The sequence below is a fragment of the Teichococcus globiformis genome, assembly GCF_042646265.1.
Classification (GTDB): domain Bacteria; phylum Pseudomonadota; class Alphaproteobacteria; order Acetobacterales; family Acetobacteraceae; genus Pseudoroseomonas; species Pseudoroseomonas globiformis.
Genome location: NZ_JBHRTN010000007.1, coordinates 234,925 through 256,995 on the forward strand (window position 1 = coordinate 234,925; position 22,071 = coordinate 256,995).

At 64.4% G+C, this 22,071-nt stretch carries 17 protein-coding genes, 3 tRNA genes and 2 pseudogenes; 15 read left to right on the plus strand and 7 right to left on the minus strand.

The genetic code is table 11. The features are described from left to right. Positions 1 to 290: 290 nt before the first annotated feature. Both fusA and ACFOD4_RS06345 read left to right on the plus strand, forming a co-directional pair. Entirely contained in the window at positions 291 to 2,372 is a 2,082-nt protein-coding gene (fusA, locus tag ACFOD4_RS06340; protein ID WP_379595092.1) for an elongation factor G, read from the plus strand. 454 nt (positions 2,373 to 2,826) lie between these two features. Then, complete coding sequence (locus ACFOD4_RS06345) at positions 2,827 to 3,144, plus strand: DUF1129 domain-containing protein (RefSeq protein WP_379595093.1); 318 nt, start codon at positions 2,827 to 2,829, stop codon at positions 3,142 to 3,144. 6 nt (positions 3,145 to 3,150) lie between these two features. Here ACFOD4_RS06345 and ACFOD4_RS06350 read toward each other — a convergent pair whose 3' ends face one another. From ACFOD4_RS06350 to ACFOD4_RS06365, 4 genes are all read right to left on the minus strand, one after another. Then, complete coding sequence (locus tag ACFOD4_RS06350) at positions 3,151 to 4,677, minus strand: YifB family Mg chelatase-like AAA ATPase (RefSeq protein WP_379595094.1); 1,527 nt, start codon at positions 4,675 to 4,677, stop codon at positions 3,151 to 3,153. 43 nt (positions 4,678 to 4,720) lie between these two features. Then, positions 4,721 to 5,752: a histone deacetylase family protein gene (locus tag ACFOD4_RS06355; RefSeq protein WP_379595095.1), complete on the minus strand. Its 1,032-nt coding sequence runs from the start codon at positions 5,750 to 5,752 to the stop codon at positions 4,721 to 4,723. Positions 5,753 to 5,795: 43 nt separating this feature from the next. Then, a complete protein-coding gene (locus ACFOD4_RS06360; protein ID WP_379595096.1) occupies positions 5,796 to 7,517 on the minus strand; it encodes an ABC transporter ATP-binding protein in 1,722 nt (573 codons plus the stop codon). 84 nt (positions 7,518 to 7,601) lie between these two features. Continuing rightward, positions 7,602 to 8,273, minus strand: a complete 672-nt coding sequence (locus tag ACFOD4_RS06365) for an EI24 domain-containing protein (RefSeq protein ID WP_379595097.1) — start codon at positions 8,271 to 8,273, stop codon at positions 7,602 to 7,604. Between the two features lie 348 nt (positions 8,274 to 8,621). On the opposite strand from ACFOD4_RS06365, the gene ACFOD4_RS06370 reads away from it, so the two are divergent. The 3 genes from ACFOD4_RS06370 to ACFOD4_RS06380 all read left to right on the plus strand — a co-directional run bounded on the left by ACFOD4_RS06370 (position 8,622) and on the right by ACFOD4_RS06380 (position 10,550). After that, positions 8,622 to 9,182 (plus strand): nucleoside 2-deoxyribosyltransferase, encoded by a 561-nt coding sequence (locus ACFOD4_RS06370; RefSeq protein ID WP_379595098.1) that lies wholly within the window; start codon positions 8,622 to 8,624, stop codon positions 9,180 to 9,182. Beyond that, positions 9,182 to 10,147, plus strand: a complete 966-nt coding sequence (locus ACFOD4_RS06375; protein ID WP_379595099.1) for a nucleoside hydrolase — start codon at positions 9,182 to 9,184, stop codon at positions 10,145 to 10,147. Before ACFOD4_RS06370 ends, ACFOD4_RS06375 begins: the two co-directional genes overlap by 1 nt. Before the next feature lie 70 nt (positions 10,148 to 10,217). Continuing rightward, entirely contained in the window at positions 10,218 to 10,550 is a 333-nt protein-coding gene (locus ACFOD4_RS06380) for a DHCW motif cupin fold protein (protein WP_379595100.1), read from the plus strand. 14 nt (positions 10,551 to 10,564) lie between these two features. Here ACFOD4_RS06380 and ACFOD4_RS06385 read toward each other — a convergent pair whose 3' ends face one another. From ACFOD4_RS06385 to ACFOD4_RS06395, 3 genes are all read right to left on the minus strand, one after another. Continuing rightward, positions 10,565 to 11,362 (minus strand): DUF3750 domain-containing protein, encoded by a 798-nt coding sequence (locus ACFOD4_RS06385; RefSeq protein WP_379595101.1) that lies wholly within the window; start codon positions 11,360 to 11,362, stop codon positions 10,565 to 10,567. A gap of 16 nt (positions 11,363 to 11,378) precedes the next feature. Then, complete coding sequence (locus tag ACFOD4_RS06390) at positions 11,379 to 12,224, minus strand: serine hydrolase domain-containing protein (RefSeq protein WP_379595102.1); 846 nt, start codon at positions 12,222 to 12,224, stop codon at positions 11,379 to 11,381. Between the two features lie 293 nt (positions 12,225 to 12,517). Continuing rightward, the gene (locus ACFOD4_RS06395) at positions 12,518 to 13,696 is read right to left on the minus strand and encodes a pyridoxal phosphate-dependent aminotransferase (protein WP_379595103.1); all 1,179 of its coding nucleotides are present in this window, start codon (positions 13,694 to 13,696) and stop codon (positions 12,518 to 12,520) included. 162 nt (positions 13,697 to 13,858) lie between these two features. Here ACFOD4_RS06395 and ACFOD4_RS06400 point away from each other — a divergent pair. The 10 genes and pseudogenes from ACFOD4_RS06400 to ACFOD4_RS06445 all read left to right on the plus strand — a co-directional run bounded on the left by ACFOD4_RS06400 (position 13,859) and on the right by ACFOD4_RS06445 (position 22,070). Beyond that, positions 13,859 to 13,943, plus strand: a tRNA-Leu gene (locus ACFOD4_RS06400). Between the two features lie 70 nt (positions 13,944 to 14,013). Further along, a pseudogene (locus ACFOD4_RS06405) lies at positions 14,014 to 14,427 on the plus strand (trigger factor); the annotation flags it as partial. A 585-nt stretch (positions 14,428 to 15,012) separates the two neighbouring features. Further along, a pseudogene (gene tig, locus ACFOD4_RS06410) lies at positions 15,013 to 15,801 on the plus strand (trigger factor); the annotation flags it as partial. A 232-nt stretch (positions 15,802 to 16,033) separates the two neighbouring features. Beyond that, complete coding sequence (gene clpP, locus ACFOD4_RS06415; protein ID WP_379595104.1) at positions 16,034 to 16,684, plus strand: ATP-dependent Clp endopeptidase proteolytic subunit ClpP; 651 nt, start codon at positions 16,034 to 16,036, stop codon at positions 16,682 to 16,684. 160 nt (positions 16,685 to 16,844) lie between these two features. Beyond that, complete coding sequence (gene clpX / locus ACFOD4_RS06420) at positions 16,845 to 18,101, plus strand: ATP-dependent Clp protease ATP-binding subunit ClpX (protein WP_379595105.1); 1,257 nt, start codon at positions 16,845 to 16,847, stop codon at positions 18,099 to 18,101. Between the two features lie 144 nt (positions 18,102 to 18,245). After that, on the plus strand, positions 18,246 to 20,663 hold the full coding sequence (gene lon, locus ACFOD4_RS06425; RefSeq protein WP_379595106.1) for an endopeptidase La: 2,418 nt from the start codon (positions 18,246 to 18,248) through the stop codon (positions 20,661 to 20,663). Positions 20,664 to 20,836: 173 nt separating this feature from the next. Next, the gene (locus ACFOD4_RS06430) at positions 20,837 to 21,109 is read left to right on the plus strand and encodes an HU family DNA-binding protein (RefSeq protein ID WP_379595107.1); all 273 of its coding nucleotides are present in this window, start codon (positions 20,837 to 20,839) and stop codon (positions 21,107 to 21,109) included. Between the two features lie 95 nt (positions 21,110 to 21,204). Continuing rightward, positions 21,205 to 21,276: transfer RNA gene (locus ACFOD4_RS06435), tRNA-Val, on the plus strand. Positions 21,277 to 21,395: 119 nt separating this feature from the next. Next, positions 21,396 to 21,472: transfer RNA gene (locus tag ACFOD4_RS06440), tRNA-Asp, on the plus strand. A gap of 229 nt (positions 21,473 to 21,701) precedes the next feature. Next, positions 21,702 to 22,070 (plus strand): NADH-quinone oxidoreductase subunit A, encoded by a 369-nt coding sequence (locus ACFOD4_RS06445; protein WP_379595108.1) that lies wholly within the window; start codon positions 21,702 to 21,704, stop codon positions 22,068 to 22,070. Position 22,071 lies beyond the last annotated feature (1 nt).

The window sequence follows — 22,071 nt, forward strand, 5'->3', positions numbered from 1 at the left end:
TGGAACCGGCCCTGAAGAGGGGCGGCCCGGGCCTGTCAGGCTTCGCGGGTCAGGAGCTTGGCGGCAAGCTGCGGCGTAGGCCGTCTCCGGGGCGGGCTTGGCGATGCCTTGTCGGCTGCCACATGGTGTCCGCCATGTTCACCCGTCCAGACGGCGGGTGCCAGCCGGCTTCGGCCGGCGGCACTGGTCGTTTCATCATGGCGCGGCTCTCGCCGCGTGTTGTTTAGCGCGGCTGCCGCCGCGCATCATCGTCAGCGCGGCTGCCGCCGCGACGCGTATGGAGGCCCACCGTGGCGCGCACCCCGCTCGAAAAGATCCGCAATATCGGCATTACGGCGCATATCGACGCCGGCAAGACCACGACGACTGAGCGGATCCTGTATTACACCGGCAAGTCCCACAAGATCGGTGAGGTCCACGAGGGCAACACCACCACCGACTACATGGAGCAGGAGCGTGAGCGCGGCATCACGATCACCTCCGCCGCCGTGACGGCCGAGTGGAAGGGCCACCGGATCAACGTCATCGACACCCCGGGCCACATCGACTTCAACATCGAAGTCAACCGCTCGCTGCGCGTGCTCGATGGCGCGGTGTTCGTGATCGAGGGCGTCGCCGGCGTTCAGCCGCAGTCCGAGACCAACTGGCGCCTGGCCGACCGCTACCATGTGCCGCGCATCATCTACATCAACAAGCTGGACCGCACGGGGGCCGACTTCTACCGCGCCGCCGCGACCCTGACCGAGAAGCTCGGCATCAACTGGATCGCGCTGCAGCTGCCGATCGGCATCGAGGACACCCTGAAGGGCATCGTCGATCTGGTGGAGATGAAGGCGCTGATCTGGGAAGGCGACGAGCTTGGCGCCAAGTACCACGAGGCCCCGATCCCCGACGACCTCAAGGACAAGGCCGCGGAGTACCGTCAGCTGTTGCTGGACACTGCGTTGTCGGTCGATGACGCGGCGATGGAAGAGTATTTCGACAAGGGCGACGTTTCGGTCGAGACCCTGAAGAGGTGCATCAAGAAGGGCACCATTGCCGGTACCTTCCGCCCCGTGGTGTGCGGCTCCTCCTTCAAGAACAAGGGCGTGCAGCCGCTGCTGGATGCTGTCTGCGACTACCTGCCGAGCCCGATCGAAGTTGAGGGCATCATGGTCGCCCCCGAGGAAGGCCAGGACGAGACCGCGCCGCGCCGCATCATCGAAGTGAGCGAGACTGCGCCGTTCTCCGCGCTCGCCTTCAAGATGATCAACGACAAGTATGGCAACCTGACCTTTATCCGCGTCTATGCCGGCGTGGTACGCCAGGGCGACACCGTCCTGAACACCGCCAAGGGCAACAAGGAACGCATCGGCCGCATGTTCCAGATGCATGCCGACAAGCGCGAGGAAGTGAAGGAAGTCTACGCGGGCGACATCGTCGCCATCGTGGGCCTGAAGGACACGCTGACCGGCGACACCCTGGCCGACCAGGCCGACCCGGTGGTGCTGGAGCGGATGGCCTTCCCGGTGCCGGTCATCGACATCTCGGTTGAGCCGAAGACCAAGGACGGCGTCGAGAAGATGACGCTGGGCCTGCAGAAGCTGGCCGGCGAGGATCCCTCGCTGCGCCTGAAGACCGACCAGGAGACCGGACAGACCATCCTGTCCGGCATGGGCGAACTGCATCTCGAGATCATCATCGACCGCCTCCGCCGCGAATATGGCGTGGACGCCAACATCGGCGCTCCGCAGGTGGCTTATCGCGAGACGATCACCAAGGCGCACACCGAGACCTACACGCACAAGAAGCAGTCGGGTGGCTCGGGCCAGTTCGCTGAGGTGAAGATCACCTTTGAACCCAAGGAGCGGAACGAAGGCATCGAGTTCGTCAACGCGGTGGTCGGTGGCACCGTGCCGAAGGAGTATATCCCGGCCGTCGACAAGGGCATCAAGGTGCAGGCCGACACGGGCGTGCTGGCCGGCTTCCCGACGGTGGACTTCAAGTACACGCTTTCGGACGGCAAGTACCACGACGTCGACTCGTCGGCGCTCGCCTTCGAGATCGCTGCCAAGGCCTGCTTCCGCGAAGGCATGAAGAAGGCCGGTCCGGTCATCCTCGAGCCGATCATGGACGTCGAGGTCACCACGCCGCAGGACCATGTCGGTGACGTGGTGGGCGACCTGAACCGTCGCCGTGGCATCATCCAGTCGCAGGACATGGCCGGCACCTCGGTCATCGTGCGCGCCCACGTGCCCCTGAAGGAGATGTTTGGCTACATTTCCAACCTGCGCGGCATGACGAAGGGCCGTGCGTCCTTCTCCATGTCGTTCCACCACTACGATCCGGTGCCGCGCAATGTGGCGGACGAGATCATGAAGCAGTCTGCCTGATGACGGGGCAGGGGCAGTGTACTGCCCCTGCAGTCTGGGCTTTGCCGATGGCGCGGGTGAGCAATCATCCGCGCCTTCTTCGTTCAGGGTCGCGGGAACGTCATAGCGGCAGACAGCGATGCACTTCGCTTCGCCCTCGTGCCGGCACTGGACGTGTATCGGGCGGGCAGTCAGTGGAGGCTGTTCGATCAGGTGGCGGTAGGCCTCGGTCCCAGCGAGGCTCGGCCGCGCTGTCGCAACGTCCAGGTCGCCCCCGTACTGGAGTGCCGCCATGCGGGCATAGCCAGCGATGAATCGCCGCCAATTCTGCCGGCCCGGGCCTGCGGTACGGTTCGGCGAAAGCCGGCGATGTCGTCAGGATGGTGAGCGCCAGCAGGGCATCACGGACTCGGCAGCCTCGACCCGGTCTCACGGCCCTCCATGCCCTCTTGAATTACGGCCCGGTAACCGCGACATGGCAGCCATGGATCCGCGATCTAATGACCGCCCTGTTCTCGACATGACGCCCGACGGTGAATTCCGTGGGCCGACGCCACGTCCGACCTCCTGGCTGGACCGTCTTCTGGTCCGCCTGGGTGGCATCGCCGCATTGATCGCCTTTGTGGCGGCGGGCATCGTTGTGGCTGGCATTGCCATCGTCTTCTTTGCCATTGCGCTTCCGGTCGCCTTGGTGGCCGGAGTGATTGCTTTTGGAAGCCTTTGGTGGCGCGCGCGGCGGGCCGGCGTCGATCTCCGGCCATTTGTAGCCGGTATGCGGCGCCCGCGCGCCTGAGGCAACCTACTCGGCGGCCACGCCGGAAACGTAGTCGAGACGCTGACGATAGCTGAGTGCTTCTGCCATGTGTCCGCGTCCGATGCGCGTGTCCCCACCAAGGTCGGCGATGCTACGCGCGACCCTGATGCAGCGCGTAAAGCCACGGTTGGACAATCCCAGCTGCCCGGCCGCCCGCTCTGCTAGAGACAATGCCTCCGGAGCCAGTTCCGGCATAAGCTGGTCGAGGCTGGCCTCTGCGTTGTAGGTCACCGTGGCGCCCATGCTGCGGTCCACCTGCCTTTGCCGGGCGGCTTTGACACGAGCAGCGACGGCGCCAGTTGTTTCCCCAGCGGGCGCTCTCGCCAATGCACCCGGCGGGATCGGCGACAGCCCGAGGGTCATGTCCATGCGGTCGAGCAGTGGGCCGGAAATACGCCCCTGGTAGGTTTCGCCGCAGCGGGGCGCCTTGCTGCACTCGCGCGATGCCTGACCCAGATGCCCGCATCTGCACGGGTTCATGGCCGCGATCAACTGCACCCGCGCGGGGTAGGTGACGTGGGCGGCCGCGCGGCCGATGACGCATTCTCCGCTCTCCAGCGGCTGACGCAATGCCTCCAGTGCCGGACGAGGAAATTCCGCAAGCTCATCCAGAAACAAGACGCCACGATGGGCGAGACTGATCTCGCCAGGGCGCGCACGAGGCCCGCCCCCGACGAGCGCTGCCTGGCTGGCGGAGTGATGCGGATTGCGAAAGGGGGGACGCGCGGAGATCCGGCCGCCCTCGATTAAACCGGCGACGCTGTGTACCAAGCTCACCTCAAGCGCCTCGCGTGGCGTCAGGTCCGGTAGCAGACCCGGCAGGCGCGCGGCCAGCATGGACTTGCCGGCACCCGGAGGGCCGATCATGAGTAGGTTGTGCCGCCCGGCGGCGGCGATCTCCAGGGCGCGCTTTCCGCTTTCCTGCCCGCGCACCTCCGACAAACAGGCTTCCTGTCCGCGCTGCGCCGTCAGCCTTGGCGGTGGTGGGACGGCCAGGACACGGCGTCCGGTGAGATGGCCCATCAGCTGCGGTAGGTCGCGCGCCGCGAGCAACTCGATCTCGCCGGCCCAGGTAGCCTCGGCGCCCTGAACTTCCGGGCAGATCAGCCCCAATCCCCTTGAGGCAGCGCCCAGCGCGGCGGGCAAGATCCCAGCCACAGGGCCGATTGCTCCGTCCAATGCCAGCTCGCCCAGGGCGGCGAAGCCTGCCAGCTCTTCTGCCGGAACCAGGCCCATCGCGGCCAGCAGCGCCAGAGCAATCGGCAGGTCGTAATGCGAACCTTCCTTCTGGATGTCGGCTGGGGCAAGGTTCACCAGCACGCGCTTCGGCGGCAAGGCCAGCCCCATTCCAGTCAGGGCAGCGCGAACCCGTTCGCGGCTTTCCCCAACAGCCTTGTCCGCTAGCCCGACTACGATAAAGGCGGGCAAGCCGCTGGCGACTTGCACCTGCACTTCGATCGGCACGGTATCGATGCCGGAAAAGGCGAAGGTGGCCAGCCGCGCAATGCTCATGCAGCTGTCTTAGAATTAGACCAGCCAAATTTCAACTTAAGCGTTAGTTTTGCCAGGAAAGCAGGAAGCGTTCCAACAGATGACCCATCATCTGCACGTTGTAGCCGCCTTCCTGGACGATCACCGTGGGCAATCCCAGCGCTGAAAGGCCTTCGGCGGCGCGTGCGAAACCGTCGGCCGTGACGCGGAGGAAGCTCAGTGGCTCATGCTCGGAGGCATCGAAGCCGAGCGGGATCACCAGCGCTTCCGCTCCGAAGCGTTGCGCTTCCTCGATCGCCGCCGCCACGGCCTCCAGCCACCGGTCGTCGCCCGTGCCTTGCGGCAGGGGGAAATTGCGGTTGAAGCCGGCGCCGGGTCCGCTACCACGCTCACCGGCATGGCCGACATACCAGGGATAGTAGGCGGCCGGATCGCCATGTACGGACAGCGTCAGCACATCCGGCCTTTCCCAGAAGATGCCCTGGGTGCCGTTGCCGTGATGTGCATCGATGTCGATGATGGCGACACGGGCTGCTCCAGCCGCGCGGAGCGCCTGGGCAGCAAGGGCACTGTTGTTGACGTAGCAGTGCCCCCCTGCACGGGCGGCGTAGGCGTGGTGGCCGGGGGGGCGCGCCAGGGCATAGGCAGAACCACCTCCAACCACGTCCTGCGCCGCGGCCAAGGCGCAGCTGGCGGCGGACAGAATGGACTGCCAGGTGCCAGGGCCGATGGGGCAGGCTGTGTCGGCGGTGAACCACCCCGTGCGGCCAATAATGGGCCGCGACAGGGTGGCGCCCTGTGCCAGCATCTCTGGCGAGGGATGCATGTTGGCGACCACTTCCGGCCCTTTCTCGGGCAGGGCAGCCCATTCCGCCGCGGCCTCCGACAGAAAGGCAATGTAGTCGGCGCTGTGTACTGCCAGCAGCGCTTCCGGTGCCACGAGGTCTGGTTCGGCGATGTCGGCCTTCATCCCCTGCAGGGCGGCGAGCAGGGCCTCGGCCCGGGCCGCCACCTCGAAATGCGGCCGCACTTGGCCGCGTTGGAGAAAGAATTGCGGCTGGTGCCGCGACTGATCGGGATGGGCAAAGGCGCGCATGCCGCGAGGTTAGGGCGGGTGCGGCGCCTTTGTCGATGCGGCTTCAGGCCAGCAATTCGGCCTGGGCACCGTTGAGCCTGCGATAAAGCGGCGAGTGCCGCATCAGCTCCTCATGCGTTCCCTGCGCGGACACGCCGCCGGTTTCCACGACCACGATCCGGTCGGCATTGCGGATGGTGGCGAGGCGGTGGGCAATAACCAGCGTCGTCCGCCCCTGGGCCAGCTCCGTCAACGATTGCTGGATGGCCTTCTCCGTTTCCGTGTCGAGCGCCGAAGTGGCCTCGTCCAGGATCAGGATCGGCGGGTTCTTCAGAAAGATGCGGGCAATGGCAAGGCGCTGCTTCTGCCCCCCCGACAGCTTGACCCCGCGTTCGCCGATCAGCGTGTCCAGCCCCTCGGGCAGCGCCTCAATCACGCCATCGAGGCGTGCGCGGCGCGCGGCGTCACGAATCTCCTCTTCGGACGCACCCAGACGGCCATAGGCGATGTTCTCACGCAGTGTGCCGGCGAACAGGAACACGTCCTGCTGCACAATGCCGATCTGGCTCCGCAGCGAGGCAAGGGTCATGCTGCGGATGTCGATGCCGTCAATGGTCACTCGGCCCCCCTGCACCTCGTAGAAGCGCGGCAGTAGCGAGCACATTGTGGTCTTGCCGGCGCCCGACGGCCCTACGAAGGCCACTGTCTGCCCGGCGGGGATATGGAGGTCCACCCTTTCCAGGACCCGGCGCCCAACCCCATAGCCGAAGCTCACCGCCTCGTACCGGATCTCCCCACGCAAATTGGCGGCCGCCACTGCATCCGCGGCATCGGCAATGTCGGGCTGGGTATCCAGCAGCTCGGTGTAGCGGCGAAAGCCGGCGATGCCCTTGGGGTAGGTTTCGATCACGGCGCTGATTTTTTCCACCGGTCGGAAGAACACGCCCACCAGCAGCAGAAAGCCCACGAACTCCCCGTTGGTGAGTTGCCCGTTCAGCACGAAATAGCTGCCGGCCAGCATCACCACCATCTGCGTCAACCGCATGCCCAGGTAGTTCAGGGACATGCTGGCCGCCATGATGCGATAGGCTTCCAGCTTTGTGGAGCGGTAGCGGGCATTGTCACGCGCGAAGAGGGTGCGCTCGTGATCCTCGTTGCCGAAGGCCTGGACGACGCGGATGCCGCCCACGGCTTCCTCGATGCGTGCGTTGAACGAGCCTACCCGCCCGAACAAATTGCGCCAGGTGGTCGTCATCCGGGCGCCGTAATGCGTGGACCCCAGCGCGATCACCGGCACGATCACGGCGGTCATCAACGCCAACGGCACGTTCACGCTGAACATCAGGGCGAAGGCGCCCAGAAAGGTCATGATGGCGATGAAAAGATCTTCCGGCCCATGATGCGCGACTTCGCCCACCTCCTCCAGATCCTTGGTCACACGTGCCACCAGGTGGCCGGTCTTCTGGTTGTCGTAGAAGCGGAAGGACAGCTTCTGCAGGTGGTCGAAGGCTTTGCGCCGCATCTCCGTCTCGATGTTGATGCCCAGCGCATGGCCCCAGTAGGTCACGATGGCCATCAGCCCGGTGTTCATCAAGTAGACGGCCAGCAATCCCACAGCGGCCAGCAGGATCAGTGTCCAGTCCTGTTGCGGCAGCAACTCATCGACAAAGGCCTTCACCGCGATGGGGAAGGCCAGTTCCAGCACGCCGGACAGGACCGCGCACGAGAAATCGAGGATGAACAAGCCTCGATGAGGGCGGTAGTAGGAGAAGAAGCGCCGCAGCATGGCTGAAGAAGATCCCGGGTCCGGTCGGAGGCAGCGCTCTCTTCCGATTCCCAGGCTCCACAGTCAACCACCGCCGGCTCGGGGTCAGGGGCGCGTGGTGCCCCGATGCAGCAGATGTGTCATCGCCGCCGTGCCAAGGACCGGAACGGTGAGGTTCAGCACCGGCACCACCGCCAGCCCGGCCATCACCCCCCCGACCGCCAGCACCTCGCCGCGTCGGCGGCGGCGCAGCAGGCGGGACTCTGCCACCGACATTCGCCGTTGCGCCACTCCCTCGAAGAGGCCGTAGCCGAGCGACACGGCGGCCACGGCCCAGAACAGCACCACGCCCACCGGTGGGGCAGCGAGGGCGATGGGAAAGATCAGAAGGCTCAGCCCGAGCAACCTGGCGGACAACAGCAGATTGGCGCGGATCTGCGCCGCGAGGGATGCGCCGCTCGGTGCCGGAAGGCCCGGATAGTACCGGCGCTCCACCGCTTCCGCGACATCATCCAGGAACAAGCCTGTGAGGGCCAGCAGCACGGGCACGAACAGCCAGACGGCGGTGACCAGCACCAGTGCTCCTCCCAGAACGCCGGCAGCGGTCGCCATCCATCCCTGGCCACCCGCAAGGGCATCGGCGCCCCAGCTCGCGAGGCCGGCGAGCCCACCGAAAGCCAGCACCGAGCAGAGAAGGCCCTTCAGAAGCGGACCACGGAAGCCGCGCTCGCCGATCTGTCGCAGGGGCAGCACCAGGCTGGCGGGAACGGCTTTCATCGGAACTCCGGCGAGTTGTGGCGAGCGGATATGGGGTGAGGCGGAGAGCTGCGGAAGGTGCCGGCCGTGCAGCCACGGGGCCATGGGATGACATTGCCTCCGCGCACGGCGATCCGGATGCTCGCAGACAGGGGCTTGCCCTCCTTGTCCACCGCGGTTCTTTTGGCCGGCTCCGTTTGGTAGGCCGGCCTGCAATAGTGGCGCCTGCCACCGTATGCTGCGTGAATGTGCCGCGCCGGAGACGATGGAGCGAATCGCTACTGGGGAGGGAGCAGTGATGCTTGAACTGACACGGGCGGCGCCGCCGCCGTATGCCATTGGTCACGCGGCCCTGGCGAAAGCCGACTCATGAGGCGACGCGCCTATCTTGCCGGACCGGATGTGTTTCTGCCCTACGCCATGGCGCATGCGGCACGAAAGGCTGCCATCTGCGACCGCTACGGCATCGAGGCTTGCCCGCCCCTGAACGAGGATGTGGCGAGCCTGGAAGCGATGACGGCCGAGGAAGCCTGGAGCGGCATCTATCGCAAGGACATTGCGATGATGGAGGCATGCGACTTCGCCATCGCGAACCTTACCCCGTTCCGCGGCGTGTCGGCCGATAGCGGTACGTTGGTGGAGATCGGCTGGTTCCTCGGCAGGGGCAGGCCAGTCTTCGGCTACTCCAACAGCGCCGAGGAGTTTGCGCCGCGTTGCCACCGGCATCTGGGCGTCCTGCCCGATCCGCTACCCGGCATCACGGTGGAGGGGTTCGGGCTTCCCGATAACCTGATGATTCAGGGCGCGCTGATGCAGAGCGGAGGGCACCCGATGCTGACCCCGAAGGCAGGAGAGGATCTGCCTTTCGATTCCCTGGAACTGTTCGAATCCTGCGTCGCCCTCGCGGCGCGAAGCCTCGGTGAGATCTGATGGGACCGGCTGCGGCACGCAGGATCATCATCGACACCGATCCTGGCAAGGACGATGCCGTGGCCATTCTTTTAGCGCTGGCATCGCCGGAATTGGAGGTCATGTCGCTGATGGCCGTGGCGGGCAATGTTCCGCTGGCGAGGACCGAGACCAATGCGCGCGCCCTCCTGGAATTGGGCGGACGGCCCGACATTCCGGTGTTCCGCGGCTGCGAACGCCCCCTGGTCCGCGATCCGGTTACGGCCAAGCATGTGCATGGTGCATCCGGTCTGGAGGGCCTGGCCTTACCGGAGCCAACCTGCCCGGCCGCGGACGGGCACGCGGTGGACCACCTCATCGCCGCACTGAACAATACGCCTGCGGGCACCGTTACCCTGTGCCTGCTCGGCCCAGCGACGAACCTGGCCATGGCATTGGTGAAGGCGCCTGAGATCGCGACCCGCATCCAGGAGGTAGTCTGGATGGCGGGTGCCCGGCGCGAGGGCGGCAACGTCACTCCCGCCGCTGAATACAATGTGCATGCCGACCCTGAAGCGGCGGCTGTGCTGCTGCGAAGCAGGATCCCCATTGTGATGATTCCGCTTGACCTGACCCATCAGGTCAGGCTCAGCAAGGCACGGCTCAACCGGCTGCGTGCCATTCCGACGGCGACCGCCGCCGCCGTGGTGGACCTGTTCTCCGATGCCGCCGGCGATCCTGTCAGGGAGCATGGCATAGAGGGAGCGCCACTGCACGATCCCTGCGTCGTTGCTTATCTGCTGCGGCCTGCCTTGTTCTCGGGCCACGCGATCCATGTGGCGGTGGAGACGGCGAGCCCGTTAACGCTGGGCATGACGGTGGCGGACTGCTTCGGGGTGACAGGCTGCGATGCGAATGTCACCTGGATGTCCGGCATCGATGCGCAGGGCGTCTTCGACCTACTGTCCGAAAGGCTTGCGGCCGGTCCCCACCGACAGGGTCGCTGACCATCCGCGCCTGTTGCCGAGCCAGAGGGCGGGACGCAAGCTGGGCGAACCAGACCCTATGGAGCTTGTCGTGAAACTGCCGCCTCTGCCCTTCACCACAGTGCCCTGGGATGCGCTGCCCGCCACAGAACATGCCGGCGAGCGGGGTACCGCGCTGTGGCGCGTCCTGAACAACGGCGATGTGCGCATGCGGGTGGTTGAGTATTCGCCGGGCTACCTCGCTGATCATTGGTGCGATCGCGGCCACATCCTCTACGTCATCGAAGGGGAGCTGCGGACGGAGCTTCAGGATGGCCGCAGCTTCATCCTGCAGGCTGGAGAGGGCTACACGGTTTCGGATTTCGGTGATGCGGCGCACCGCTCTTCCACAGACAAAGGCGCGAAGCTCTTCATTGTTGATTAAGGCCGTCTTCCGGCCTATTCGCCGGCGGCTTCGGCGACAGGCGGCGGCAGCGGCGTGGCCGGGCCATCCTGGCCGCGCATGCCGATCCTGCCGATGCCAGGCAGCTTCAACGCCGGGCGGCGGATATCCAGCCCTACCACGCCACCGAGGAGGCTGATCTCGATGCCCTCGATCCAGCCGATCGTGAAGCCGAGATAGCCCCCCAGGCTGAGGCGCCAGCCGGTACCCGACTGGGTAGGTCGCACCCACTTGCCATCATAAGGATAGTCCTTGCCGATCGCGGTGGGTGGAAGGGTGACATCCAGGCCGGGCAGGGCATCCAGCACCGCCGCGACGAAGGTGTTAGAGTTCGGCCCTGGCCAGGCCCGGTAATCGCCCTGGTTGCGCCAGGCGTAATTCTCGATGGCACGCCGCATCAGGGGGATCAGCCGCTCGGCCTCGGCGCCGTCGGCGGCGAAAACAGTTTCCGGCCGATGTCCGAACCATCGTCCGTCCGGCTCGAACCCGTTGAGCCGGATAGGGGCGCCCCAGGCCGTGTAATCGTAGCGGGTATAGGTGCCAGTGCCCTCGGGCTTGAAGACGATCCAGCAATGCGTGGCGAAGATGCCGCGCCACCGCACCGTCTGAGCAGCGAAGACGCGGACCACGGCAGGTGAATGCGCATCCGGGGGCGGGAGCAGCCCGGCGCTGGATCGGTCGGCCACGCGCCATCCGGTGCCTGTGCCGCTGATCCAGTAGGCCGCGGCGGAAACGCCAATGGGCGTCAGGAACAGCAGCAGAAAGGCCAGCAGAACAATCTTCAGCACAATCATCCAGGCTCCGGAGTCGTCAGGTGGCGTAGGCGGGGATGATGCTGTTCTCGACCAGGTCGTGCAGCGCCTGCGCGTGGCCGCCGGCACCGCCGGAGCGTTGGGCGGCGTCGGAGGTCATCACGACGCTGAGGCTAAGATCAGGAATCACATGCGCCATCTGGCCTCCAAAGCCCCATGCGTAGAAGCGGCGAGGACCGAGGCCATCCCGGATGAACCAGCCATAGCCATGGCCGTCCCCCGTGAAGAAAGAGCTCGTTCTCGTAGTCCAGCAGCGTTCAACCCAACCTGGTGGCAGCACTTCTTGGCCGGACAGCCGGCCGTTCAGGCGATGCAATTCGGCGAAGCGCATCAGGGCACGGGGCGAGAGCTGCATGTTGTTGCCGCCGAGATAGATGCCTTGCGGATCTCGCGTCCAAGGAGGGATCGTCATCCCCAGCGGGTCTCCCAGCCAGGCCCGCGCCAGGGCAAGGGTGCTACGGCCGGTCACCCGCGTCAGAATCGCCGAAAGCAGATGCGAATTGCCCGTTGAGTACAGCATCGGGCCGCCAGGCTCGGCGACGAAAGGTCTTGAAAGCGCGTAACGCACCCAGTCCGGGCTGGAAACCCAGCGGCCATAGAAGGGGCCGGACGTCCGCTCCAGCCCTGCCTGCATGGAAAGAAGATGGCCAATCGTCAGTCTGCCGAGGCGCTCATTGGGCCGAGCGGGCATCTTATCGTTCAGCAGCGGTGCCACCAGCTGCTCCGTTCCCGTTAAATGCCCCCTGGCAATGGCGATGCCCGTCAAGGCGGCCATCACCGCCTTGGAGACGGATTTCACGTTGACCGGTTGCTCCAGGGGAGGTCCACGGAACCGTTTCTCCAACAGGACTTCTCCGTGCCTCATGACCAGCAGGGCCTGAAGCGACGCCAGGGCTGAGGCACGATGAACCACCTGATCGGGCAAGGGCCGGGCACGGGCGGAGCGCGTGCGGCCCAAGGGGGGTAGGGCCAGCATCGCGCAGGCGGCGCGACGGGTCAGTGGGATCGGCGCTGGTCGCATGCCGAAGCATATGGTTGCCGCCGCTAAGCTCCACCAGGGAAGGTTACGATTGGCGACGGAACGTTCCCGACCAAGGCGACATCTTCTCGTGAGATCAAAAGCTTCAGGAAAAAGCTTCAAGCTCCTCGGAAGAAAGCGCTGAGGCGCCGCATGGCTTCCCTGGCCAGTTCAGGGTCAACGGCGAAGCAAAGACGTAGCTTACCCTGACCCGCCGGACCGAAGGCGGTCCCAGGTGCCAGACCGACCTTAGCCTCGCGCAGCAGTCGGATGGCCAAGGCTCGGGCATCCGCTTCCCCTGCAACCGAGAACATCAGGTAGAAGCTGCCCTCGGGCGCCTGCGCGGTGATGCCGGGCAGGGCAGACAAGCCCTCGGCAAAGATCAGGCGGCTCTGGGCACAACGGGCCACCATGTGGCGGATGAACTCGTCGCCCTCATCCAGGGCTGTGATGCAGGCATGCTGGATGAAGGTCGGGATCGAGGTGGTGTTGTACTGCCCCAGATTGTCGAACACCGTGCCCATGCCCTCGGGGAAGACCAGCCAGCCGGCACGCCATCCGGTCATGGCCCAGTTCTTGGAAAAAGTGTTGCTGACCAGGAGCTTGTCGTCGCCACTGCAAATCTCGAGAAAAGAGGGTGCTATGGCGTTTCCGTAGGTGAAGTGGTTGTAGACCTCGTCGGCCAGGATCCACAGGCCATGGGCACGGGCCAGGTCTCGGAGCGCCGTCATCTGAGCGCGATCCATCATCCAGCCGGTGGGGTTGGAGGGCGAGTTGATGGCGAGCACTCTGGTGCGCGGCGTGATGGCTGCGGCCACGGCATCCAGGGAAAGGCTGAAGCGGCCAGCCGCGTCCTGATCCAGCGGGATTGGCACCGGTGTGCCGCCGAGAAGCTTCACCGTTTCCGCGAGGTTTGGCCAGTGCGGCGCGGGAAAGATCACTTCCTCGCCCGGACTTAGAACGGCCTGGAGGCCCTGCATGATCGCGTTCATGCCGCCGGCCGTCACGGTGAAGCGGTGCGGCGGAACGTCAACCCCCCAGTGGCGCCGATGGTAATCGGTCAGGGCCTGGCGCAGCCGGGGCAATCCATGGGCATAGGTGTAGCGCGTGTGGCCAGCACGGATGGCGGCGGCGGCGGCTTCGGCGACGAAGGGTGGAGTGGCGAGATCACCTTCGCCGATCCAGAGCTGGATGACGTCGGGATCATCGCGGCCCATATCCGCCACTTCCGCGATGCCGTTGAGCGAGAGCGTGCGGATCCGTTCCGGTAGGTCATCCAGGGGAGTCGGCTTGGTCATCAGGGCCTCCGGCATCACGTTTGACTGTGTGGCGCCGCGTTCTGGCGGGTGCAAGATCGCAGTGCCGATCCACCACAATCCCATCGCACCCTTTCAAAGAAGGGCCCGCTGCGCTAAACGCGCCGGCTCATGGATGCCGGCCAAGCTTTGCGGCGGGTCCGGGCGGGCGTGGTGGAATTGGCAGACACGCTGGATTTAGGTTCCAGTGGCGCAAGCCGTGGGGGTTCAAGTCCCTCCGCCCGCACCATCCGCATTCCCCGGAATGCTGGCGCTCAAGACTCGATTCGGTTGATTTCTTCAGGAGCTTAGGTGTGGCGATGCAGGTGACCGAGCTGGCGGCCGAAGGGCTGAAGCGGGCCTTTACCGTGGTTGTTCCGGCGGCGGACATCGCCTCGGCGCGTGACAAGCGCCTCGGCACGCTGGCCAGGGAGATCCGCCTTCCGGGCTTCCGGCCAGGCAAGGTGCCCATGGCGGTGGTCAAGCAGCGCTACGCCTCCGCGGTAATGAGCGAGGTGCTGGAGGAGCAGGTTCAATCCTCCACCCGCACCGTGGTCGAGGAGCGCGGCCTGCGCCCGGCGATGCAGCCCAAGGTCGAGCTGGTGAAGTTCGAGGACGGCACCGATCTCGAGTTCAAGATCGAACTAGAGCAGCTTCCCGAGATCCCGCTGCCGGATTTCTCCGCCATCGCGCTGGAGAAGCCGGTGACCAAGGTGTCCGACGAGGAGGTGACCAAGGCGCTGGAGGGCATCGCGGCCCGCAATCGCAGCATGGAAGATGTCACCGAAGACCGTGCCGCCGGCCAGGGCGACGTGGTGGTGACGGATTTTACTGGGCGCCTGGTGCAAAACGGTGCCTTGCTGTCGGGTAAGCCCGAGGAAGCCTGGAAGCTCACCACCGCCGGCGCCCAGGATGCATCTCTGACAGCGGTGGAGAATGGGGCGACCGCCAACTTGCCGGCCGGTGCCACGGCCGCCCGCATCGCGTTCCTCAACGGCTACGCGGTGAAGGGGGGAGAAGAGCTGAGCCTCAGCTTTGCCTGGAGGTCCGAAGGTCTGTCCAGCGCCGCCAAGGTGGTGGCGCTGTTCGAGGTGCTCGATCATGGTGGCAAGATCATCGAGTCTGGCGACACGGCCATCGCCGCTCCGGAGGCCGTTCCTACAGCCGTCACTGGCAGCTGGACCGTGCCGGAGGGCACTGAGGGTGCACTCCGCGTCAGCGTTCGGCTGGAGCTCGGGGATGCCTTCACCGGCGGAACCGTGACGGTGACGGGTGCAGATCTGAGCCTGGCCGGCGGCCAGGAAAGCCTGAGTGACCCGTTCCCCGGCGGCACGGGCAGCGACATGCCAGTGGAGATCGGCGGTTCCGGCTTCATCCCCGGCTTCGCTGAAGGTCTGGAGGGTGTGAAGGCCGGTGAGACGCGTCATGTGGACGTCACCTTCCCGGCCGATTACGGCTCCGCCGACCTGGCCGGCAAGCCTGCGCGCTTCGAGCTGACGGCGAAGAAGCTGCAGAAGCCGGTTGCGGCCGCGATCGATGAGCAATTTGCGAAGAAGCTTGGGCTCGACAGCGTGGACGAGCTGAAGAAGCGCGTGTCGGAGAGCCTCCAGGGTGAGTACGACCAGCTTTCCCGCCTGAATGTGAAGCGCAAGCTTCTGGATGCCTTGTCGGAGCAGGCAAGCTTCGAGGTGCCTCCTTCGATGGTGGAATCGGAGTTCAACCAGATCTGGCAGCGTGTCGAGGCAGACATGAAGGCCGGACGCCTGGACGACGAAGACAAGGGCAAGGATGAGGACGCGCTGAAGGCCGACTACCGCGCCATTGCCGAGCGCCGCATCCGCCTGGGCCTTTTGCTGTCGGAAATCGGCCGCACCAACAACATCCTGGTGTCGAACGAAGAGCTCTCCCGCGCCATGCGGACCGAGGCGCAGCGTTACCCGGGCCAGGAGAAGCAGGTCTTCGACTTCTTCCAGAAGAATCCGCAGGCGATCGAGAGCCTCCGCGCGCCGATCTTCGAGGAGAAGGTGGTGGATTTCATGCTGGAGCTTGCTCAGGTGACGGAAAAGGAAGTTCCGGCCGGCGAGCTTTCGGCCGATCCAGCAGCTTGAGCCGAGCGAATTCCTAGCTCTGAGACGCGTCCGGGGCGGCTTCGTGCCGCCCCGGCTGCGTTGCGGATGCGGCAAAAGTTGCGTGAAATTCGCCGGCCTGGGGCAGCCCCGCCCGCACTCCCTCTTTTGCGCGAGCGCCGTCTGCACCATGTTAACATTTGAAGTCTAGGGTGACGGAGGCCGGTAGGATTCGGGGTGTCCCCGCTCCCCGGTCACCGCGAGAGGATGCAAGATGCGGGATCGCGATCCGGTCGAAATCTACAACAACCTCGTCCCGATGGTCGTCGAGCAGACCGCGCGGGGCGAACGGGCCTTCGATATCTACTCGCGCCTTCTGAAAGAGCGCATCATCTTCCTGACGGGTCCGATCTACGACCAGATGGCGTCTCTGGTGTGCGCCCAGCTGCTGTTCCTGGAAAGCGAGAATCCTAACAAGGATATCGCCTTCTACATCAACAGCCCAGGCGGGGTGGTGACGGCCGGGCTCGCCATGTACGATACCATGCAGTACATCCGGGCGCCGGTATCGACCGTTTGTCTGGGCATGGCAGCTTCCGCTGGGAGCCTGCTGCTGACGGCAGGTGCGAAAGGCAAGCGCTTTGCGCTGCCCAACAGCCAGGTGATGATCCACCAGCCGTCCGGTGGGGCGCAGGGACAGGCCACGGACATCGAGATCCAGGCCCGCGAGATCCTGAAGACCCGTGCCCGGCTGAACCAGATCTACGTTCATCATACGGGTCAGACTCTCGAGGAAATCGAGAAGAAGATGGAACGCGACACTTATATGACGGCCGATGAGGCGCAGGCCTTCGGCCTCATTGACGAGGTGGTGCAGAAGCGCCCGGCAGGCATCGCCCCGGCAGCGGAGACGCCCAAGGCATGATGGGGTGCCAGGCCCTTTCTGGCCTGGTGCCGACCCTGTTCCGAATCCGGGGCGGGCAGGCGTTTTTTGCCTGCGACCCGTCCCGCTTCCCCCAGAATGACAGCGGGGCTACAGTCCCGCATGATTCGCCGGCCCATTGCCGGTGGGTCCAGGAGCGCGCATGAGCAAGTCCGGCGACTCAAAGAACACCCTTTATTGCTCGTTCTGCGGCAAGTCCCAGCATGAGGTGCGTAAACTCATCGCCGGGCCGACGGTGTTTATCTGCGACGAATGCGTCGAACTCTGCATGGACATCATCCGTGAAGAGCACAAGACGCATCTGGTGAAGTCGCGGGATGGGGTGCCGACGCCGCGCGAGATCTGCAAGGTCCTCGATGACTACGTCATTGGGCAAGAGCACGCCAAGAAGGTGCTCTCCGTGGCCGTTCACAACCACTACAAGCGCTTGGCTCATGGCGGGAAGACCGGCGAGGTCGAGATCGCCAAGTCCAACATCATGCTTGTGGGGCCCACCGGATCGGGCAAGACGCTGCTGGCGCAGACGCTCGCCCGGATTCTCGACGTGCCGTTCACCATGGCGGACGCCACCACACTCACCGAGGCCGGCTATGTTGGCGAGGATGTGGAGAACATCATCCTCAAGCTGCTGCAGGCTGCCGACTACAATGTGGAGAGGGCGCAGCGCGGGATCGTCTACATCGACGAGGTCGATAAGATCAGCCGCAAGTCCGACAACCCGTCCATTACCCGCGACGTGTCCGGCGAGGGCGTGCAGCAGGCGCTGCTGAAGATCATGGAAGGCACTGTGGCCTCCGTTCCTCCGCAGGGTGGCCGGAAGCACCCGCAGCAGGAATTCCTGCAGGTCGACACGTCGAACATCCTGTTCATCTGTGGCGGCGCCTTCGCCGGGCTGGACAAAATCATCGCGGCCAAGGGCAAGGGGTCCGGCATGGGCTTCGGCGCGGAGGTGCGGGGACCCGACGAGCGGCGTATGGGTGCCATCCTGCGGGAGGTGGAACCTGAAGATCTGCTGAAATTCGGTCTGATCCCGGAGTTCATCGGTCGCCTCCCGGTCGTGGCCACGCTGGAGGATTTGGACGAGAAGGCCCTGGTCGAGATCCTGACCAAGCCGAAGAATGCCCTGGTCAAGCAGTATCAGCGCCTGTTCGAGATGGAGGCGACGAAGCTCACCTTCACCGATGACGCCCTACGCTCTGTTGCGGGTCGTGCAATCCAGCGCAAGACCGGCGCGCGTGGCCTGCGCTCCATCATGGAGAGCATCCTGCTTGGCACCATGTTCGATCTGCCCGGGCTCGACGATGTCGACGAAGTGGTGGTGAACAAGGAAGTTGCCGAAGGGCGTGCGGCACCGTTGTTCATCTACGGTGAACGGCCTGTCGAGCAGACTTCCGCGTGAGGTCTGCCCGGCCAGTCGAATCGTGCAGGCCTTGCGTGGCTTGTCGTCGGCACTGGCCGGGCCCATCTCACGGGTGAACCCGTGGCGTGGTGCCGTGCCGATGATCGGGCGACGCTATGCCGGCTGTCCTGAGTGAGGTCCCCAATGGCGGATACGAATCCTGAACTGACGAGTGGTGACCTGCTTCCGGTCTTGCCGCTTCGTGACATCGTTGTTTTTCCTCACATGATCGTTCCGCTGTTCGTCGGACGCGAGAAGAGTGTGCGTGCCCTTGAGGCTGTGATGCGCGAGGACAAGCAGATCCTGCTTGTCGCTCAACGCAACGCAGCGCAGGACGATCCCGGTGCCGACGATCTTTATGATGTGGGCACGGTGTCGACGGTGCTGCAGCTGCTGAAGCTGCCTGATGGCACGGTCAAGGTGCTGGTTGAGGGCGGTAAGCGTGCCCGTGTGGTGGGCTTCAAGGAGACCGACCAGTATTTCGAGGCCTACACGACGCAGATCGAGGAGGCAGCCGCCGAGGCATCGGAGGTGGAGGCCCTGTCGCGGACCGTGGTCGCCCAGTTTGAGCAGTACATCAAGCTGAACAAGAAGATCGCTCCGGAAGTTCTGGTGTCGATCAATCAGATTGATGATGCCGCCAAGTTGGCGGACACGGTAGCGAGCCACCTGAATCTGAAGATCAGCGAGAAGCAGGAGCTGCTGGAGATTTCCGGCATTTCCCAGCGGCTTGAGCGAGTCTTCGCCCACATGGAGAGCGAAATCGGCGTTCTCCAGGTGGAAAAGCGCATCCGGAACCGCGTGAAGCGGCAGATGGAGAAGACGCAGCGCGAGTATTACCTGAACGAACAGCTCAAGGCGATCCAGAAGGAGCTTGGCGAGGGCGAGGACGGCAAGGACGAGCTTGCCGAGCTGGAAGCCAAGATCAAGGCGACCAAGCTGTCGACAGAGGCTCGCGACAAGGCAATGGCGGAGCTGAAGAAGCTACGCTCCATGTCGCCCATGAGCGCCGAGGCGACAGTGGTTCGCAACTACCTGGACTGGATCCTTTCGATCCCCTGGAAGAAGAAGTCCAAGGTCAAGAATGACTTGGCCCAGGCTCAGGAGGTTCTTGACGCGGACCATTACGGCCTGGACAAGATCAAGGAACGGATCATCGAGTATCTGGCGGTTCAGTCCCGCTCGCCGAAGATCCGCGGCCCTATCCTATGTCTGGTGGGACCGCCTGGCGTCGGCAAGACCAGCCTTGGCAAATCCATCGCCAAGGCCACCAACCGCAACTTCGTACGTATGTCTCTGGGCGGCGTGCGGGACGAGGCGGAGGTGCGCGGCCATCGCCGGACCTATATCGGCTCCATGCCGGGTAAGGTCATCCAGGGCATGAAGAAGGCCAAGACGTCCAACCCGCTCTTCCTTCTGGACGAGATCGACAAGCTCGGTGCCGATTGGCGCGGTGACCCGTCCTCCGCCCTGCTGGAGGTGCTGGATCCTGAGCAGAACTCCACTTTCGCCGACCACTACCTGGAGGTCGATTACGACCTGTCCGACGTGATGTTCGTGACGACCGCCAACAGCCTGCGCATGCCGCAGCCGTTGCTGGACCGCATGGAGATCATCCGCATCCCCGGCTATACCGAGGACGAGAAGGTGCAGATCGCGCGCCGCCATCTGTTCCCCAAGGTCACGGAAGCCAACGGGCTGAAGGAAGGGGAGTGGAGCGTCACCGACGAGGCGCTGCTGGATTTGGTGCGCTACTACACGCGTGAGGCCGGGGTGCGGAACCTGGAGCGCGAAGTGGGTGGTCTGGCCCGCAAGGCTGTGACGGAGATCGTGGCCAAGAAGGCGAAGAAGGTCGCGATCAACCGGCGCAATCTCGACAAATATGCCGGTGTACGGAAGTTCCGTTATGGCGAGGCCGAGGCTGAGGACATGGTCGGCGTTGTGACCGGCTTGGCCTGGACTGAGGTTGGCGGCGAGATTCTAACCATCGAGTCGGTCATTGTTCCGGGTAAGGGCAAGGTCCAGACCACTGGCAAGCTGGGCGATGTGATGCAGGAAAGCGTCTCGGCGGCCCTCTCCTACGTCCGTAGTCGATCGGTCAGCTTTGGCATCAAGCCAACACTGTTTGATCGGCGCGATATCCACGTCCATGTGCCGGAAGGCGCAACCCCGAAGGACGGACCGTCCGCGGGCATCGCGATGGCAACGTCGATTGTCTCCGTGCTCACGGGTATTCCCGTTCGCAAGGATGTGGCGATGACCGGAGAGGTGACGTTGAGGGGCCGGGTGCTCCCTATCGGAGGGCTGAAAGAGAAGCTGCTGGCGGCCTTGCGGGCAGGTATCACCACGGTGTTCATCCCCAAGGATAACGAAAAGGATCTTGCCGAGATTCCCGACAATGTCAGGAAGGCTCTGAAGGTCCACCCGGTGTCGCATGTCGATGAAGTCATCGGTCAGGCATTGATCCGGGCGCCAGAAGCGATCGACTGGACCGAGGCGGAGGAAACCCCGCCGGCATCTGGCGATGGGCGGCTGAACCAGCCCGCCAGCCTGCCGCATTGATCGGCGCCGCATGAACAAGGGCCGGAGCACCAGCTCCGGCCTTTTTTAGTGCTTGAAGCAGACTGCCGGAATGGCTGACCGATGTCGCCGGTTCCCGCCGGTCGACTTCCTCGTGACGTGCCAAGCTGCCGGGGTCATGCTCTGATCCGCTGCCACAGTCAGGGGATCGGCCAATGAACAAACAGGATCTTGTCGCCATTGTTGCCGAAGCAGGTGATCTTCCCAAAGCGAAGGCCGCCGAAGTGGTCGACTCGGTATTTGACGCCATCAGCCAGTCACTGAAAGACAAGCAGGAAGTCCGTCTGGTCGGCTTTGGAACATTCTCGACCTCTCGGCGGAAGGGCGGAAAGGCACGGAATCCGCGAACTGGCGAGGAGATCGAGGTTCCAGCGTCCACATCCGTGCGCTTCAAGCCGGGCAAGCTGCTACGGGATGGGTTGAACTAACGAGCTGGGGTGCGGCAGGACCTGAATGCATCTTTAGGTCTTGCATCCAGGCTACGGGGGCGGCATGGCTGCCTGGCTTGTTGCCGATCCCGTCAGGGCGCTTAGCTCAGCGGTAGAGCGCCTCGTTTACACCGAGGATGCCGGCGGTTCGAATCCGTCAGCGCCCATTCCCCTTTCCATGGCAGGGAAGGGCAGATCGATGCTTCACCAAATCAATCGCTACCTTCGCCATTTTACGTCATTGACGAGGTTATCAGGGGGCGCTATTTCCCCGCCCACGCCGCAAGCGGGTGTAGCTCAGTTGGTTAGAGCGCCGGCCTGTCACGCCGGAGGTCGCGGGTTCGAGCCCCGTCACTCGCGCCAAAGCGCTTCAAGAAACGCCGCACCGGATAGCCCGATGCGGCGTTTCTTGCGTTAAAGCTTTGGTGCATCGCGGCACGCAAATCATCTTTCCGGCTATGGCGATATGCGTTCTTGGGAGCTAATGTCCGGCCGACTTCGCGCCGCGGCATGAACCGGCTGCGGTGCAGGTGCCAAGTGCTCCCCTGCGCCTGGCGAGTTGGGCCATCAGGGCCCGAGGGACGGACACATCATGACCCAGCCCCTGCTGGCGACCTACTTTCCGATCCTGGTCTTTCTGGCGATCGCCGCCGTGATTGCCGCCGCGATGGTGGGCGGCAGCATGTTGGCGGCGCGTCAGAAGCCCTATGCGGAAAAGGTCTCCGCCTATGAGTGCGGCTTCGAGCCTTTCGATGACACGCGCCGCCGCTTTGACGTTCGCTTCTACCTTGTGGCCATTCTGTTCATCATTTTCGACTTGGAAGTCGCGTTCCTGTTCCCGTGGGCCATCGTCCTGGGCGACATCGGCTGGTTCGGGTTCCTGTCCATGATGACGTTCCTGGGTGTTCTGACGGTGGGCTTTCTTTACGAATGGCGCAAGGGCGCCCTGGATTGGGAATGAT

Coding starts and splice junctions, on each gene's coding strand:
- ACFOD4_RS06345 (WP_379595093.1), top strand. CDS start 2,827: ATGGCAGCCATGGATCCGCGATCTAATGACCGCCCTGTTCTCGACATG.
- ACFOD4_RS06350 (WP_379595094.1), bottom strand. CDS start 4,677: ATGAGCATTGCGCGGCTGGCCACCTTCGCCTTTTCCGGCATCGATACC.
- ACFOD4_RS06355 (WP_379595095.1), bottom strand. CDS start 5,752: ATGCGCGCCTTTGCCCATCCCGATCAGTCGCGGCACCAGCCGCAATTC.
- ACFOD4_RS06360 (WP_379595096.1), bottom strand. CDS start 7,517: ATGCTGCGGCGCTTCTTCTCCTACTACCGCCCTCATCGAGGCTTGTTC.
- ACFOD4_RS06365 (WP_379595097.1), bottom strand. CDS start 8,273: ATGAAAGCCGTTCCCGCCAGCCTGGTGCTGCCCCTGCGACAGATCGGC.
- ACFOD4_RS06370 (WP_379595098.1), top strand. CDS start 8,622: ATGAGGCGACGCGCCTATCTTGCCGGACCGGATGTGTTTCTGCCCTAC.
- ACFOD4_RS06375 (WP_379595099.1), top strand. CDS start 9,182: ATGGGACCGGCTGCGGCACGCAGGATCATCATCGACACCGATCCTGGC.
- ACFOD4_RS06385 (WP_379595101.1), bottom strand. CDS start 11,362: ATGATTGTGCTGAAGATTGTTCTGCTGGCCTTTCTGCTGCTGTTCCTG.
- ACFOD4_RS06395 (WP_379595103.1), bottom strand. CDS start 13,696: ATGACCAAGCCGACTCCCCTGGATGACCTACCGGAACGGATCCGCACG.
- clpP (WP_379595104.1), top strand. CDS start 16,034: ATGCGGGATCGCGATCCGGTCGAAATCTACAACAACCTCGTCCCGATG.
- clpX (WP_379595105.1), top strand. CDS start 16,845: ATGAGCAAGTCCGGCGACTCAAAGAACACCCTTTATTGCTCGTTCTGC.
- lon (WP_379595106.1), top strand. CDS start 18,246: ATGGCGGATACGAATCCTGAACTGACGAGTGGTGACCTGCTTCCGGTC.
- ACFOD4_RS06430 (WP_379595107.1), top strand. CDS start 20,837: ATGAACAAACAGGATCTTGTCGCCATTGTTGCCGAAGCAGGTGATCTT.
- ACFOD4_RS06445 (WP_379595108.1), top strand. CDS start 21,702: ATGACCCAGCCCCTGCTGGCGACCTACTTTCCGATCCTGGTCTTTCTG.